Origin of the sequence: Sphingobacterium alkalisoli (genome assembly GCF_005049105.1) — a bacterium.
Taxonomy (GTDB): Bacteria; Bacteroidota; Bacteroidia; order Sphingobacteriales; family Sphingobacteriaceae; genus Sphingobacterium; species Sphingobacterium alkalisoli.
In genome coordinates this window covers 198,802-215,328 of sequence record NZ_SUKA01000008.1, presented here as the reverse complement: position 1 = coordinate 215,328, position 16,527 = coordinate 198,802, and the positions used below count along the sequence as shown (strand labels likewise).

The following is a 16,527-nucleotide window of genomic DNA, read 5'->3' as shown; positions in this document are numbered from 1 at the left end:
CCTCTTCCCATTCCGAACAGAGCAGTCAAGCCCGCCAGAGCCGATGGTATTGCCGTAACAGGTGGGAGAGTAGGTCGGTGCCTTTTTTTATACAGAGCCCTTGCTGGAAACAGTAAGGGCTTTTTTTTGTAACCTATATTTCTATATTTCCCCCTATCCCCAGCTCCGTTTTGTAATTCGGTACAAAACAGAACTCACAATATATCCCAATATCGTCCGAATAAAAAGTAAGAGCGCAACAATTTCTACTATCCTCTTAGCTTTTGTATAGCTTAGCGCAGACTACATAACGAAAAAATAGGCTTAACTTTATATAATAACAATATTACATAAAGTTGTGTGTTTTTTTTCTACTTTACACACAAAACTTATGAACGGCATACGGATTAAAATTTTTCTTTGCTGTTTTATGTTCTATTGAATCCTATGTATACATGAAAAGGAAGACCATCATATTTCTAGTTTTAATTGGCCTTGGTGTCGGAAGTTTAGTTTTATATCGAATAACTACAAACGATAAAAATGATAGCGAACGTGCTGGCAATGTTGCAGGAGGTCGCATTCAAACAAAAGTTTATGGAAAAGTAATAAAAGGTAAGCCCTTTTCTGATCATTTGTCGCTTTCCGGTTCTATTGAACCTAATGAAATAGTAGACATACGTCCTGAAATTTCTGGAATTGTAGAAGCAATAAGCTTTTCAGAAGGAGGTCGTGTGTCAGCAGGACAAGTATTGATTCGGATTAATGATGTGGAATTGAGAGCGGAACTTTCGCAGGCAGTTACACGAAACAGTTTGGCCGGTGAAAATGCAAGAAGAGCTAAATTGCTGCTAGAAAAAGAAGCAATTAGCCAGGAAGAGTATGATATTGCCAGCGCGGATTATCGCACAGCAAAAGCTCAAATTCAAGTAATAGAGGCTCAGCTGGCTAAGACTGTCATAAAAGCCCCTTTTTCGGGCACGATCGGATTAAGGAATATTTCCAAAGGAAGTTATATTACTCCTACCACTAGTGTTGCTCAGTTAGTAAATACAGATAGGGTAAAAGTTCTGTTTTCCATTCCGGAGAAATATGTCCAAATGGTTAAAAATAATAGCAGTATTAAACTGAATATACAAGGCAGTAGAGAAGATCATACAGCTATGATCTATGCTATTGAGCCTATTGTGGAATCAGCCACGCGTACGCTTCAGGTAAAGGCGATTGCAGATAATTCCGCCCAAAGCTTAATTCCCGGTACATTTGCTAACATTGTTTTTCCTTTGGAAACCATAGAGAGAGGCCTGTTGGTGCCCGCGGAAGCACTGATTCCTATACAAAATGGTAAAAAGATATTTCTTCTGAAAAATGGGAAGGCGTTCGAATCTCTTGTAGAGACAGGGGCAAGAACGAAAGAAGATGTGTTGATTTTATCAGGAATTCAAGAAGGGGATACCGTGCTTACATCGGGCGTGATGTCCTTACGAGATGGGAGCCCTGTTCAAGTTACTTTACGATAATCAGATATGAGTTTATCTACGTTAAGTATTAAAAGGCCGGTATTAACCATTGTGTTAAATTTAATGCTCATTTTATTTGGCATTATAGGATACGTTTTTTTAGGTGTTCGAGAGTATCCTTCTATAGATCCAGCTCAGATTTCCGTGCGAACGAATTATACGGGTGCCAACGCTGAGATTATAGAATCGCAGATAACGGAACCTCTTGAAAAAGCTATAAACGCAATTGATGGTATTCGAAATATTTCTTCTTCTAGTAATCAAGGTTCAAGTAATATTACTATTGAGTTTAATCTCGGTAAAGACTTAGAAGCAGCTGCCAATGATGTTCGAGATAAGGTCTCAGAAGCTCAACGTCGGTTACCTCAGGATATCGATGCGCCACCTGTAGTCTCAAAAGCTGATGCGGATTCCGAACCTATTATTATAATGACGGTCCAAAGTTCTACAAAAAATGTGCTTGAACTATCTGATTACGCCGAAAATGTTATTGCGCAACGATTGCAGACCATACCGGGAGTAAGTTCCGTGCAAATTTGGGGTCAGAGGAAATATGCGATGCGTTTGTGGATAGATCCAGTACGTCTAGCTTCCTATGGTTTTACAATTTTGGATGTAAGAGATGCACTTAATGCACAGAATGTAGAGTTACCTTCTGGTAAATTGACAGGACTGAATACCGAGCTGGCAGTGAAGACAATTGGTAATTTAGCGAATGAAGAGGAATTCAATAATATTATAGTGCGATCGGATGGGGATAGGATTGTGCGGCTAAGTGATATCGGCAATGCTGCCCTAGAAGCGGAAAACTTTGAAACTAAGATGTCAGACTCCGGATTCCCAATGGTCAGTTTAGCCATTATTCCGCAGCCGGGTACCAATTATTTAGATATTGCAAATAGTTTCTATACAGAATTTGAAAAGCTGGAGAATGATTTGCCAGAAGGGTTCGATTTGAATGTCGCCATCGATAATACACTTTTTGTGAAAAAAGCAATATTTGAAGTCGTTGAAACCCTTCTAATTTCGGTCACACTGGTTATCCTAATTATATTCCTATTTTTCCGAAATTGGTCTATTGCGTTTCGTCCATTGGTAGATATTCCCGTCTCGCTCATTGCGACTTTTTTTATCATGTACTTATGTGGTTTCTCAATTAACGTACTGACACTATTGGCCATTGTATTAGCTACAGGGTTGGTCGTAGATGATGGGATCGTGGTCACAGAAAATATTTTTAAGAAAGTGGAAGAAGGAATGTCCCCCATTCAAGCGGCAATAAAAGGTTCTAATGAAATATTTTTTGCGGTTATCTCGATTTCCATTACGCTGGCAGCAGTTTTTTTACCTGTTGTTTTTTTGGAAGGGTTTGTCGGTCGATTGTTTCGCGAATTTGGAATTGTAATAGGTTCTGCAGTGCTAATTTCCGCTTTTGTCTCGCTAACATTGACGCCTATGTTAAATGCATATTTAATGAAAGGTGGCGAACAGAAACAGTCTAAGTTTTATGTACGGACTGAGCGCTATTTCGAGATGATGAATAAGGAATACACCAATTCCCTTCGCCATTTCTTGAAAATTAAGTGGTTAAGTATGGCTGTGATTGTAGGTTGTTTTTTACTCATCTATCTATTTTTTCAACTATTGCCAAAGGAAACTGCCCCTTATGACGACAGAAGTTATATTAGCCTTAGAGTAACTGCCCCCGAAGGAGTTTCATACGACTATATGGATCGTTTCATGACAGATTTAACACTTCTTATTAATGATTCTGTGCCCGAAAGAAAAGTAAGCTTGGTGATTACATCACCTGGTTTCGGTTCGGCTTCTTCAAATAGCGGCATCGTCAGGCTTGGGCTAGTACAGCCAAATGAGCGAGCACGTTCGCAAGGTGAAATTGCGGATGATGTGTCTCGTATTACGAGACCGTACTCTGAAGCGCGGGTTTCTGTGTCGCAGCAACCTACAATTTCGGTTAACAGGAGGGGAGGGCTACCCATACAGTATATTATTCAAGCACCCAATTTTGAGCAACTTGAAAAGAAAATTCCGGAATTTATGGAAGAATTGTCCAAAGATCGTACGTTTTCCATAGTCGATGTTAATTTGAAGTTTAACAAGCCGGAAGTATACGTTACCATTGATAGGGACAAAGCGCAGTCGCTAGGTGTTTCTGTCTTGGATGTAGCTCAGACATTACAACTGTCTCTTTCTGGACAACGGTTCGGTTACTTTATGATGAATGGTAAACAGTACCAGGTCATGGGTCAATTTGACAGAGAGGATCGATCCACGCCTACAGACCTAGCTGCTATTTTTGTAAAAAATAGCAATGGCCAACTAATTCAACTAGATAATATAGTAGAAATAGAGGAAAGAAGCAGTCCACCACAGCTATACCATAATAACCGCTATATGTCTGCCACTGTTTCGGCGGGACTAGCACCGGGGAGAAGTATGGGAGAAGGTATAGAAGCTATGGATGCCGTTAAAGAAAAAGTGTTGGATGCCAATTTCACAACAGATTTAGGGGGTGAGTCTCGAGATTTTGTAGAAAGTGGTTCGAATACAACGTTTGCGTTTGGACTTGCGGTATTATTAATATTTTTGATTCTTGCAGCACAATTCGAAAGTTTCGTTGATCCTATTATTATTCTGCTTACAGTTCCTATGGCAGTAGCTGGAGCCTTATTTTCACTATGGCTTTTTGGTCAATCTTGGAATATTTTTAGCCAAATCGGGACTATTATGTTGATCGGATTGGTCACAAAGAATGGGGTTTTGATTGTAGAGTTTGCCAATCAGCTACGCGAAGAAGGTTTGGATAAATATAATGCCGTATTGCAAGCCTCGGAATCTCGGTTACGACCAATATTAATGACTTCGTTGACTATCGCCTTAGGCGCATTGCCTATTGCTTTATCATTGGGTGCGGCCTCCACAAGTAGAATCGGTATGGGGGTCGTTATTGTAGGTGGTACCTTGTTCTCGTTGATTTTAACACTTTTTGTTATTCCTGCATTTTATTTATTAATGTCTAGAAAGAGAATACATCGACCTGAATTTGATAATATAGAAGATTAAGATGAATAGAATTGTAAGCTTCATATTTTTGTTTTTTTTTATTCAATCTTTGGGATTGAAAGGACAGGAAGTTTTGATGATAAAGGAAGCTGTAGAAATAGCATTAGAAAATAATTACGATATACGGCTTTCTAAAAATGATTTTTTAATTGCCCAACAGAATGTTTCTTACGGGAATGCAGGGATGCTACCTTCGGTTACAGGCAATTTCACCCAAAATAATAGTCTTCAAAATTCAACGCAGGTACAAGCTACCGGAGATACCCGCTCTTTAAATAATGCCAAAAATAATAACATGAATTATGGTGTGAGTATAGGGTGGACTATTTTTGATGGTTTAGGGATGTTTTCAAGATATGATCAACTGAAGGAATTGGAAAAGCAAGGGGATTTTCAGTTTAAGCAGGTGGTAATAACGCGTGTTTCTGATGTCATTGCAACATATTATACCCTTGTGGAACAGCAAAATTTGTTGAATGCAATAGATTCTAGTATCATTATTTCCAAAGAGAGACTAGAGATAGCCGAGAACAGGTTTTCTATTGGCAAAGTTTCCCGATTGGAGGTTTTGAATGTGCAGGTGAATTTAAATACAGATGAATCGAATCGATTGCGGCAAGCTGACGTAGTAAAAAACCTGAAAATAAACCTGAATAGTCTCTTGGCTCGGGATCTGTTGATAGACTTCGTTACAGTAGAGGAATTTGAGTTTGATGAGAGCTTGCAACTTGCTACATTATTTGACCAAGCAAGTACGCAAAATCTGGATTTGCAGATTATAGCAATTAACAAAAGGATCGCTGAACTGGAATTGAAAAATGTACAGGCGAATCGCTATCCTACGGTTAGATTAAACACCGGCTACAACTTTTCAGAATCTGAATCCAGTTTAGGTTTTGTATCCAGTTCTACTGGCAGAGGACTGACATATGGCATAACCGCGTCTATTAATATCTTTGACGGATTTAATCAGCGTCGAAATGAACGCATTGCTAAGATTCAAGTTGATAATGCCGATCTGTTAATAAGACAGCAAAAGCTTCTTGTTGAGACTTCAATAGCTACTGCGTATCAAACCTATCAAACTAATATAGCTTTGGTTGTACTAGAGGAAAAGAACGAAAACATCGCAAGACAGAACCTACATATAACCCTCGAGAAATATCGAATTGGCAGCATTAGTACTGTTGAATTTAGAGATGCTCAGGAAAACTTTATTAATGCGGTATCGCGGTTTAATTCTGCGAAGTTGCAGGCGAAATTATCAGAAGTAGCGATAAAAGAGCTTATTGGACAGATAGCGCTATAGTCCTTTTAATCTTATTTGTAATCAGCTGGTTACACAAACGGTTTCGTAATTTGAACAAACGTTTGCGTTTGTGTTTTATTTTTTATTATAATTTTTTAGGATTATTATTGTGATAGATAAGCGGATAAGTAGCTTATTGATAACCGATAGCCTTAAAATATAAAAAATTGGTTATTCCTTAATAGACTGTTTAGTTTGTTTTAAAATAGGTGATTTTAGAGGGGGCGTTTGTCCCCTTTAATGTTTTTGATTGCAAGTTCCTTAAAATTGAAATATGAGTTCAGATAGAAGAGATTTTATTAAGAAAGTATCCTTACTTTCAAGTGTGGCAATTACGTTGCCTTCGATTGGTATGGAGGTGCATGCGGCTCCGAGATTTAATATGTCAGGATACAGAGCTCCTAAACTAGACAAAGTGCGCGTCGCTTTTGTGGGTTTAGGAAATCGCGGTACCGGTGCGGTAGATCGCTATACTTATATTGAAGGAGTAGAGATTGTCGCATTGTGTGACCGTCATGAAGATCGTGTTACAAAGCATCAAAATTTTGTAACTGAAAAAGGTTTTACTAAACCTCAAGGCTTTTCAGGAGACAATGGTTGGCAAACGATGTTGAAAGAAGTCGAAATAGATTTATTATATATTTGTACTCCTTGGGATTTACATACGGTGATGGCGATTGATGGTATGAAATCAGGTGCCCACGTAGCCTGTGAAGTTCCTATTGCATTGTCTGTGAAAGACTGTTGGGAGGTTGTGAAAGTGTCGGAATCGACAAAAAAGCACTGCATGATGCTGGAGAACTGTTGTTATGATTTCTTCGAAATGTTGACGTTGAAAATGTCTAGAGAAGGTCTATTTGGAGATATTATTCACGCAGAAGGTGCTTATATTCACGATTTATTGGATCTAAATTTTAGCAAGACTTATTACGATGATTTCTGGAGGTTAAAAGAGAATATTCGTTTCAACGGAAATTTATATCCTACACATGGTATAGGTCCAGTTGCGCAATGCATGAATATCAATCGCGGCGATGTAATGACTTCATTGGTCGCCATGCAGACTAATGATTTTCATATGGCTGATACAGCGCGCGAATTGGCCGCTAAAGATGCTACATTTCAACAATTTGTTGGTAAAAAATTTCGTGGTAATATGAATACCACGTTGATCCGAACAGAAAAAGGAAAAACAATCATGATTCAACATGATGTTACTTCTCCACGGCCTTATTCTAGAATTCACTTGTTAAGTGGAACGAAAGGCTTTGCAGAGAAATATCCAACACAAGGAATCTCACTAAAGAGTCACAAAAATGGACATTCATTCTTGCCAGAAGAAAAAGTAGAAGAGTTACGCGAAAAATACACACCCGAGCTAGTGAAGTTCATTGGAGAACAGGCTAAGAAAGTAGGTGGTCACGGAGGGATGGATTTCATGATGGACTGGCGATTAATTGATTGTTTGCGTAATGGTTTACCCTTGGATCAAGATGTTTATGATGCAGCAGCATGGAGTGCAATTGTTCCTTTGAGTGTAGAATCTGTAGGTAAAAATTGTAAAACAGTTACCTTCCCAGATTTTACAAAGGGCGCTTGGAGATCCAATACACCGGTAGATCTTACATTGAATGGTGGTGGAAACACTAAAATTCGTCCTAAAGTTGAAAAAGATGGAAAGCAATTAGACGTCTAGTATAGCTATATGTATGTCGAGCCCAGCATTTTTGTTGGGCTTTTTCATTGGTTTTACTTATTTTTAGGAATGAAAGCACTATTTTACGCAGGTCTTCCTTTTTTGATTCTATTTGGATGTAATATAAGTCCATCAGAAAAGGCTGCTAATGCAAACGAATTGGATAGCGCAGTTACATGTGCTAGTGTTATTCCAAATCGATTTTCCCGCATATCGGAAGACTCTCTTACCTATATTTCCGGCGATGATAACGCAAAAATGATACTGATTCCGGCCGGAGAATTTAAAATGGGCTCCACTAGTTTCGATGATGCACAACCTCTGCACAACGTAGAACTCAGCTCTTTTTGGATGGATGAACACGAAGTTACCAATGCACAATTTAGAGCTTTTGTAGAAGCTACCGGATATGTTACTTTAGCTGAAAGACCCTTGGATCCAGCAGATTTTCCTGGTGTTGATCCGAGAATGTTGGTTCCGGGTTCTGCCGTTTTCTGTGCGCCTAAGAATATCCAAGGATTGAATAATCACTTACAGTGGTGGGAATATATTCCCGACGCCAATTGGAGACATCCAGAAGGACCTAAGAGTTCTATAACAGGAAAAGAAAGCCACCCTGTTACCCAGCTTGCGTATCAGGATGCGGAGGCATATGCGAAGTGGGTGGGTAAACGACTTCCAACAGAAGCAGAGTGGGAATATGCAGCAAAAGCAGGGAAGCATCAATACGAAACCTATTATTGGGGAAGTGACAAGAAAGAAAATGGGAAGTGGTTGGCCAATATATACCAAGGAGATTTCCCAACGCATAATACGAAAGAAGATGGGTATGAAATTACCGCTCCAGTAAAATCTTTTCCAGCAAACGCTTTTGGATTATATGATATGGAAGGAAATGTTTGGGAATGGTGTGCTGACCTGTATCGCCCAGATTATTATGCAAACAGTCCTAAGCTGAATCCCAGAGGCCCTGCTGAGGCTTATGATCCACAGGAGCCCGGAACTGTAAAGCGTGTACAGCGGGGAGGCTCCTTCTTATGTAATGATCAGTATTGTGAGCGATATAAGGCAGGTAGCAGAGGGAAAGGAGAGGTAAATAGTCCGACGAACAACGTTGGTTTTAGATGCGTAAAAGATATAAAATAAAAGAAGCCCGCTAGTTGCGGGCTTCTTTTATTTTATTGTGCATTTAAGAACATGGATTTCTTTGATACTAGTTCTCTGAAATAAGGGTCTTGCAAATCTTTGATAAAGCGTATCGCTTCACCTGTAGATTTCATTTCGGGACCTAATTGTTTGTCGACTTCAGGGAATTTAGAGAAAGAGAATACTGGCTCTTTGATTGCCCAGCCTTCCAGTTTCCGTTCAATTTTGAAATCTTTTAATTTATTTTCTCCTAACATTACTTTGGTCGCGATGTTGATGTATGGTACATCATATGCTTTAGCAATGAAAGGGACGGTACGTGAAGCACGTGGGTTAGCTTCTATAACGTATACATTTTCATTTTTGATGGCGAATTGAATATTCAATAAACCTCTAACATTTAATGCCTGTGCTAATTTTACTGAATATTCCTCCATTTTAGCTTGTACATGGTCTGACAGACTAAAGGGAGGTAATACTGCGGATGAATCTCCCGAGTGTATTCCTGCAGGCTCGATGTGCTCCATCATGCCGATAATATGGACATCTTCCCCATCACTTATAGAATCAGACTCTGCTTCTTCTGCACGATCTAGGAAATGGTCAATTAAGATTTGGTTTCCGGGAAGACTCTTAAGGAGGTTGACTACCGCTTTCTCTAAGTCTTCGTCATTAATGACGATACTCATTCCTTGACCACCTAATACATAAGAAGGACGTACTAATACAGGGTAACCCACTTCATTTGCTACGCGAATGGCTTCCTCCGCGGAAGTGGCGACACCATATTTCGGATAAGGAATGTTTAGTTCTTTTAATAAATCAGAGAAGCGACCACGGTCTTCGGCTAAATCCATGTCTGAAAACGAAGTGCCGATTATTTTAACGCCAAATTCTTCTAAACGTTCGGCCATTTTTAAAGCGGTCTGTCCTCCTAATTGAACGATCACACCTACAGGTTTCTCTAATTCAATGATTTCACGGACATGCTCCCAAAATACCGGTTCAAAATATAATTTATCGGCCATATTGAAATCTGTTGAAACAGTTTCTGGGTTACAGTTTACCATGATAGCTTCAAAACCACATTCTTTAGCTGCCAGTAGACCGTGTACACAAGAGTAGTCAAATTCAATCCCTTGTCCGATACGATTTGGACCGGATCCCAATACGACAATTTTCTTTTTATCAGAAACTATTGATTCATTTTCATCTTCGAAAGTAGAATAATAATATGGTGTTTGTGCTGGAAATTCTGCAGCACAGGTATCAACCATTTTATACACACGGTTTATACCCAGTTCTTTACGACGATCGTAAACTTGGTCTTCCGTAACGTTACCTAAGATCCAAGAAATTTGTGCGTCTGAATAACCTTTTTGTTTTAAGGTCATAAAGAAATCACGAGGAATATTATTTAATTGGTAGCGACGCAATTCAGTCTCCAATGCAACCAGTTCTTGAATTTGAACTAAAAACCACTTGTCAATTAAAGTAGCTTTCCGGATAGATTCTAGTGGAACTCCTAATTCAAAAGCATCTTTGATATGGAATAAGCGATCTGCACTTGGGTGCTCTAAGCTGTACATTATCTCATCCAGATTGCGCAATTGACGACCGTCAGCTCCTAATCCCCAGCGACCTGTTTCCAGTGATTGGGCCGCTTTCTGTAAAGCTTCGATGAATGTACGGCCTATTGCCATCACTTCTCCAACTGCTTTCATCTGTAATCCCAATTCTTTATTTGCACCTTTGAATTTATCAAAGTTAAAACGTGGAACTTTTACGATTACATAATCTAACGTAGGCTCGAAATATGCGGAAGTTGTTTTTGTAATTTGATTCTGAAGCTCATCCAAATTGTATCCTATAGCCAATTTAGCTGCAATTTTAGCAATTGGATAGCCTGTTGCTTTAGAAGCGAGAGCAGAAGAACGTGAAACACGTGGATTAATCTCAATTGCGATTATATCTTCATTTTCCGGATTTACGGAAAATTGGACATTACATCCTCCCGCAAAATTACCAATAGAACGCATCATTTTGATCGCTTGATTACGCATATCTTGGTAACACTTATCAGAGAGTGTCATACCCGGCGCCACAGTTATGGAGTCACCGGTATGAATACCCATTGGATCAAAATTTTCTATCGTACAGATGATAATGACGTTGTCATTGGTGTCACGCAATAACTCTAATTCGAATTCTTTCCAGCCTAATACAGCTTGTTCAACCAATACCTCATGCGTTGGCGAAGCATGTAAACCTCTATTCAGCGCCGCATCAAAGTCTTCTTTTCTGTGTACGAATCCACCTCCTGTGCCTGCTAGCGTGTAAGAAGGGCGGATAACCAGTGGGAAACCAATCTCTTGCGCGGCTTCTTTCCCTTCAAGGAAAGAATTGGCAATTTTTGAAGGGGCTACACCTACACCAATATCAACCATGAGTTGACGGAATTCTTCACGGTTTTCTGTTTTCTCTATGGCTGCCACATCAACACCAATTACCTTAACATTGTATTTTTCCCAAAGACCAAGGTTCGACGCTTCAATACATAAGTTCAGTGCAGTTTGACCACCCATAGTAGGCAATACAGCATCAATCTGTTGTTCTTGAAGGATTTGTTCGATACTCTCGCAAGTAAGCGGTAATAAATACACATGATCTGCAACAACGTTGTCAGTCATGATAGTTGCAGGATTGGAATTAATGATGGAAACTCTAATGCCTTCTTCTTTTAGAGAAAGAGCGGCTTGAGACCCTGAATAATCAAATTCACACGCTTGTCCGATTACAATAGGGCCGGATCCTATAATTAATACGGAGTTAATGGAGGTGTTTCTTGGCATTATTTTTCTAATTCAAAAAGTTAAAATACGAATTTGTAGTAACTAGACAAAGCAATGAAAAATGCCTTAAAAAGAGGAGTATTCCGACTGCTTTGTCGGAGTGCAAAGTTATACTTTTTATTTGATAAATTAATAAAATTTTAAAAGATCGTATCATTTCAAGATAAAAAAAATGGAAACATTATGCTGGTTACGCGTAATTCATGTCGTCACCTATACATCTCACTTTCTACAAAATTTATATTTTCCCGAAATTTATTGAAATACGTGGTATGGTTTTTGCGAATCACCTATTTAATACGTTTAAATTTAAATGAATATTTATGAAAAAAATTACTTTACTACTAGCAGCAGTCCTCTTTATTGGTAGTTCCTTTGCTCAGGATTACAAAAATTCCATCGGTATTCGCCTAGGATCCGGATACTATGATGTAGCAGCCGTGGCATTTAAGACATTTATTACACAACCTGGCGCGTTAGAGTTTGATTTGGGCTTTGATACGGATAAAGTTGGTGGTAACCGTTATACGAGCGCTGCTTTTTCTGGAACATACCAACATCATTTTCCCATTGGAAATATTGCAGGTTTTAAGTGGTTTGTAGGAGGTGGAGCTACTCTTTCCAATACTTTTGTAAACAATGATGATTTGGATGGCGGTTTCAATTTAGGTATTTACCCAACCGGCGGTGTGGATTACAAATTAAAAAATGCACCTTTTGCCTTTTCGGCAGATATTCGTCCAACAATTCACGTTGTTAATGGGTATGATTACCGAGATGGTTTTTATGCGAATGGAGGAGTGACGGCTCGTTATACCTTCTAATAGTATTAGCGAGATTAGTTATTTCACAGTAAAAGCCGCTTAAAGCGGCTTTTACTGTGAAAAGTGTTTATTTTTTGAAGGAATATTCGACATTAAATCTTCTGAAGATTGATGTCCAGCTTTTGGGATTGTATGATTCTAGAAAAGAATTCTTTCAGAGACAAGTATTCGTCTGGCAAAAACATAGGTTTGTTAAGCTGCGATAGAATCTGTATTTCTAAGGTATTGTCGTGGTTATTGATCTTATAAATGTAACGAGCATCCCTGTTCGGTAAACTCATATTTACGTTCTTTGGTTTTTCGACCAATCTATAAGACTCTGGTAATTTAATCACGAATTGAAAGCTTTCCTCTAATTTTGAACCTAAATCAACTGGATAGCTTCTGCTATCTAAATTAAATGGATTCTTGATTGTTTTACCAATAAAAAGTGGATTAAACTGTATTCCTGTATTGCTTGGTGTAGCAAAATTATCCACTTCGATTTCAAAATTTTCAATTAGATATAAGTCTGATTTATCTATATTTTCCATAGCGTTTTTCAGAAACCGAATGTTCCCTGTTTTTTCTTCTAATTTTTCAAAGTATTCCTCTAGTGAGTTAAATTCTTTGAGCTCATTTCTTTTATTGAGAGCAGCATATCCGTATCTATGGATTTGAAAAGCACCTTTCAGCTGGCCATCTTCCGAAAGCTCTCCGTTGAATATATGAGAAATGGATGATGTATAGTTCGATTTTAGCTGTATCCAATCCGAATAGTCTTTGCTGATTAATCTGCCTTGAAAGTTAATGCAGCGCAGTGGTATTAACCCAAAGGGCAGGTTTGCATCCGTGGCATCCAGAAGATACTCTATACTGTCGATTATCGCGTGTGCAATCACATAATTGTAATTGCTAATGGTAGGGTGTGTAAACGACGGCATTCCGTTACTTCTGGTAGACAGAATAACTGGAGAAGCTTGGATATTAATGGCTTGTAATGCATTAACTAAGCTTAGATTGATATCGGCGGCATTTCCTGAACGTTTTTCTAACGCATCCTTTAGGCCGTTTTTGGTAAACATTCCATCAGACTTATCCCATATAATCTGCTTTTGAACATAGGTGTAGACTTTTATAGCGTTCTCTAAATCTGATAAGGTTTTATCGGTTATCTGAGCTAATAAGTCGGATTTAAAGATGTTTTTTTTGCGTACTTCTCTACCAAAATTATCCGATTCTAACAATTGCTTTTGTACATCTTCCCACGATCTGGAAAAATTATGAGATGGTCCAAATGGAATACTATACCGCGCTAGTTCAAACGTGAGGATAGATTTGTAGTTTTCGGCAGATGTCATGTAATCTTCTTCCACAAAAGCTGGAACATTTTCCATGATATAATAAGTTTTCTGGCCATTTATTACCCCTACTGATGACTCCATTTTCGTGTCATAGGACTCCTGTTTTCGCTTTGTTAAACCATATCCTCCTTTTAAGCTCACATTATAGACACATATTTCCGGTATTTCTGTTACAAATTCGGAATATATTTTGGGAATGTCAGATTGGAAACTCCATGATTCTAAATTATATAAGAAAGGCGACTGCACGCTATATCTAAGTTCGATGATGGACCCTTCCCTTACATTAGGGAATGCGATCTTCGACGTGTTAAAATTGTCGGATGTTTTTTCGGTAATGATGCTGCTTTTTGGTAAGTCTGTTTCCTCTATTTTTCCATTCATCATATTGTAAGTTGCGCCTTTGATTGATTCGATAATTTCTTTCTGATTTCCGGATCGATAAAGGGGTATCGAAAAATTGGCTTTATCAAGCCCTTCATTTTTTAAAATCTGAATTTTTGTGTGATAATAATAGCGTAGGATGAGTTCACCTTGGTGAGATAGTTCGATGCCTCCTTTGCCGTATTCTCTTAAAACTACTGCTTCTGCAGTGGAGTCAATCAAATTTTCAAAATCGGTAAGACTAATTTTTCCAAATGAAAAGTCTTGCGAGAAGCTAATAGAAACAGTACTAAAAAGGATTGTTAAAATAATTATGCGGAGCATGAGTGTATAAATTATAAAGAGGTTAATAAATAAATTTACGGCTGTCTAAAGATAAGTGTTTTCAAAATTAAGTGCAAATTATTCTTGTGTTAAAAAAAATGTTAAGTACCTGAATTGTGATAATTACAGCTTGAATATTTAGGAATAATTAACACCACAATCGATTGTGTATTTAATTTTTTACATATATTTGATCCTCCTATTAATTAAAATTAAACTTATGTGTGGAATAGTAGGCTACGTAGGTAGCAAGCAAGCTTATCCGATAATTGTTGATGGCTTAAAGAAGTTAGAATATAGAGGGTATGATAGTGCAGGTGTTGCCTTATGGTCGGCTAACAAGATTAACGTTTTTAAGAAGGAAGGTAAAGTCGCTGCTCTTGAAGAATCTGTTAAGAATCAAGATTTGACCTCTACAGTAGGTATAGGGCACACGAGATGGGCGACACATGGTGAACCGAGTGATAGAAATGCGCATCCGCATTATTCTAAGTCAGAAAACATTGCGATGATTCATAACGGCATCATCGAAAATTATGCTTCGCTAAAAACGGAATTAGTGAAGAAAGGTTACCAGTTTAAAAGTGACACGGACTCTGAAGTACTTGTAAATTTTATTGAAGATATCCAACTCAATAATAACTGTACGCTAGAGGAAGCGGTACGAATAGCCTTAAAACGCGTGACAGGTGCTTATGTTATTCTTTTGATCGATAAAGACCTTCCAGACACCATTATCGCTGCCCGTAAGGGTTCTCCTTTAGTAATTGGTATTGGTGATCACGAACATTTTTTGGGGTCTGATGCTTCGCCAATGCTGGCATATACGAAAGAAGTAGTTTACATAAATGACTATGAATTGGCCATTGTTAAGCCAGACGAGTTAATCTTAAAAAATTTAGGTAATGAGCGCGTAACTCCTTTTGTTCAAAAGTTGGATCTTGATCTAGCTGCTATTGAAAAAGGAGGATATGATCACTTCATGTTAAAGGAAATCTTTGAGCAACCGAAAACCATTTATGATTCCTTTCGCGGAAGACTGGATGTGGAGCACAATACAATTTTGCTCAGCGGGCTGGACAGTATCAAAGATAAATTGTTAGCAGCCCGTCGTATTATCATTGTAGCGTGTGGTACGAGTTGGCATGCAGGTTTGCTGGCGGAATATATTATAGAAGAATTATGTAGGGTAAATGTTGAGGTGGAATACGCTTCTGAATTTAGGTATCGAAACCCAATTATCACCTCAGAAGATGTTATTATTGCTATTTCCCAGAGCGGGGAAACAGCGGATACACTAGTGGCTTTGGAAAATGCAAAAAAACAAGGGGCTACGATTTTTGGACTTGTCAACGTAGTGGGATCATCAATCGCTCGGATCTCTGATGCGGGGGCCTATACACACGCTGGTCCGGAAATAGGTGTAGCGAGCACCAAAGCTTTTACAGCTCAGCTAGCCGTATTGCAACTGTTTGCGCTCAAACTAGCAAAACTAAAAAATACCATTTCAGAAGAACGATACGTGCACCTACTTCATGAGCTAAATGCCGTTCCTCAGAAAGTACAGTGGATTTTAGAAAATGAATTGGAAAATATTAAGACCATAGCAACAAAGTATAAGGATGCAAATGATTTTTTATTCTTGGGTAGAGGATATAATTTTCCAATTGCGCTAGAAGGGGCTTTGAAATTGAAAGAAATCTCTTATATCCATGCGGAAGGCTATCCTGCTGCCGAAATGAAACATGGACCTATAGCTTTGGTGGATTTAACATTACCTGTTGTATTTATTGCGACAAAAGATTCCTATCATGAGAAAATAGTAAGTAACATGCAGGAGATCAAAGCGCGTAAAGGCCGTTTGATTGCCGTGGCATCATTCGGGGATATGACAACATTGGAATTGGCAGAAGATACAATGGTTGTTCCGGCAGCGGATGAGATCATCGCCCCATTGTTATCTGTAATTCCTATGCAGTTGCTCGCTTATTATATTGGCGTAGAAAGAGACTTGGATGTTGATAAACCACGTAATCTAGCTAAATCGGTAACAGTAGAATAGAAAT

At 38.5% G+C, this 16,527-nt stretch carries 9 protein-coding genes and 1 rRNA gene; 8 read left to right on the top strand and 2 right to left on the bottom strand.

Going from position 1 to position 16,527, the window contains the following annotated elements:
* The 6 genes from rrf to FAZ19_RS21005 all read left to right on the top strand — a co-directional run.
* Positions 1–86 (top strand): 5S ribosomal RNA (gene rrf / locus FAZ19_RS21030); the annotation flags it as partial.
* A 348-nt stretch (positions 87–434) separates the two neighbouring features.
* On the top strand, positions 435–1,499 hold the full coding sequence (locus FAZ19_RS21025) for an efflux RND transporter periplasmic adaptor subunit (protein WP_136822730.1): 1,065 nt from the start codon (positions 435–437) through the stop codon (positions 1,497–1,499).
* Between the two features lie 6 nt (positions 1,500–1,505).
* Entirely contained in the window at positions 1,506–4,583 is a 3,078-nt protein-coding gene (locus tag FAZ19_RS21020) for an efflux RND transporter permease subunit (protein ID WP_136822729.1), read from the top strand.
* A gap of 1 nt (position 4,584) precedes the next feature.
* On the top strand, positions 4,585–5,892 hold the full coding sequence (locus FAZ19_RS21015; RefSeq protein WP_136822728.1) for a TolC family protein: 1,308 nt from the start codon (positions 4,585–4,587) through the stop codon (positions 5,890–5,892).
* 274 nt (positions 5,893–6,166) lie between these two features.
* The gene (locus tag FAZ19_RS21010) at positions 6,167–7,588 is read left to right on the top strand and encodes a Gfo/Idh/MocA family protein (RefSeq protein ID WP_136822727.1); all 1,422 of its coding nucleotides are present in this window, start codon (positions 6,167–6,169) and stop codon (positions 7,586–7,588) included.
* A 69-nt stretch (positions 7,589–7,657) separates the two neighbouring features.
* Positions 7,658–8,734: a formylglycine-generating enzyme family protein gene (locus tag FAZ19_RS21005; protein ID WP_136822726.1), complete on the top strand. Its 1,077-nt coding sequence runs from the start codon at positions 7,658–7,660 to the stop codon at positions 8,732–8,734.
* A 32-nt stretch (positions 8,735–8,766) separates the two neighbouring features.
* Here the strand turns inward: FAZ19_RS21005 and carB are convergent, their stop codons facing one another.
* Complete coding sequence (gene carB, locus FAZ19_RS21000; protein WP_136822725.1) at positions 8,767–11,586, bottom strand: carbamoyl-phosphate synthase large subunit; 2,820 nt, start codon at positions 11,584–11,586, stop codon at positions 8,767–8,769.
* A gap of 323 nt (positions 11,587–11,909) precedes the next feature.
* Here carB and FAZ19_RS20995 point away from each other — a divergent pair, with 323 nt between their 5' ends.
* Positions 11,910–12,410, top strand: a complete 501-nt coding sequence (locus FAZ19_RS20995; protein ID WP_136822724.1) for a hypothetical protein — start codon at positions 11,910–11,912, stop codon at positions 12,408–12,410.
* 92 nt (positions 12,411–12,502) lie between these two features.
* On the opposite strand, the gene FAZ19_RS20990 is transcribed toward FAZ19_RS20995, so the two are convergent.
* Positions 12,503–14,461, bottom strand: a complete 1,959-nt coding sequence (locus FAZ19_RS20990; RefSeq protein ID WP_136822723.1) for a DUF3857 domain-containing protein — start codon at positions 14,459–14,461, stop codon at positions 12,503–12,505.
* A gap of 220 nt (positions 14,462–14,681) precedes the next feature.
* On the opposite strand from FAZ19_RS20990, the gene glmS reads away from it, so the two are divergent.
* Entirely contained in the window at positions 14,682–16,523 is a 1,842-nt protein-coding gene (glmS, locus tag FAZ19_RS20985; RefSeq protein WP_136822722.1) for a glutamine--fructose-6-phosphate transaminase (isomerizing), read from the top strand.
* Positions 16,524–16,527: the final 4 nt, after the last annotated feature.

Coding starts and splice junctions, on each gene's coding strand:
- FAZ19_RS21005 (WP_136822726.1), top strand. CDS start 7,658: ATGAAAGCACTATTTTACGCAGGTCTTCCTTTTTTGATTCTATTTGGA.
- FAZ19_RS21015 (WP_136822728.1), top strand. CDS start 4,585: ATGAATAGAATTGTAAGCTTCATATTTTTGTTTTTTTTTATTCAATCT.
- glmS (WP_136822722.1), top strand. CDS start 14,682: ATGTGTGGAATAGTAGGCTACGTAGGTAGCAAGCAAGCTTATCCGATA.
- carB (WP_136822725.1), bottom strand. CDS start 11,586: ATGCCAAGAAACACCTCCATTAACTCCGTATTAATTATAGGATCCGGC.
- FAZ19_RS20990 (WP_136822723.1), bottom strand. CDS start 14,461: ATGCTCCGCATAATTATTTTAACAATCCTTTTTAGTACTGTTTCTATT.
- FAZ19_RS21025 (WP_136822730.1), top strand. CDS start 435: ATGAAAAGGAAGACCATCATATTTCTAGTTTTAATTGGCCTTGGTGTC.
- FAZ19_RS20995 (WP_136822724.1), top strand. CDS start 11,910: ATGAAAAAAATTACTTTACTACTAGCAGCAGTCCTCTTTATTGGTAGT.
- FAZ19_RS21010 (WP_136822727.1), top strand. CDS start 6,167: ATGAGTTCAGATAGAAGAGATTTTATTAAGAAAGTATCCTTACTTTCA.
- FAZ19_RS21020 (WP_136822729.1), top strand. CDS start 1,506: ATGAGTTTATCTACGTTAAGTATTAAAAGGCCGGTATTAACCATTGTG.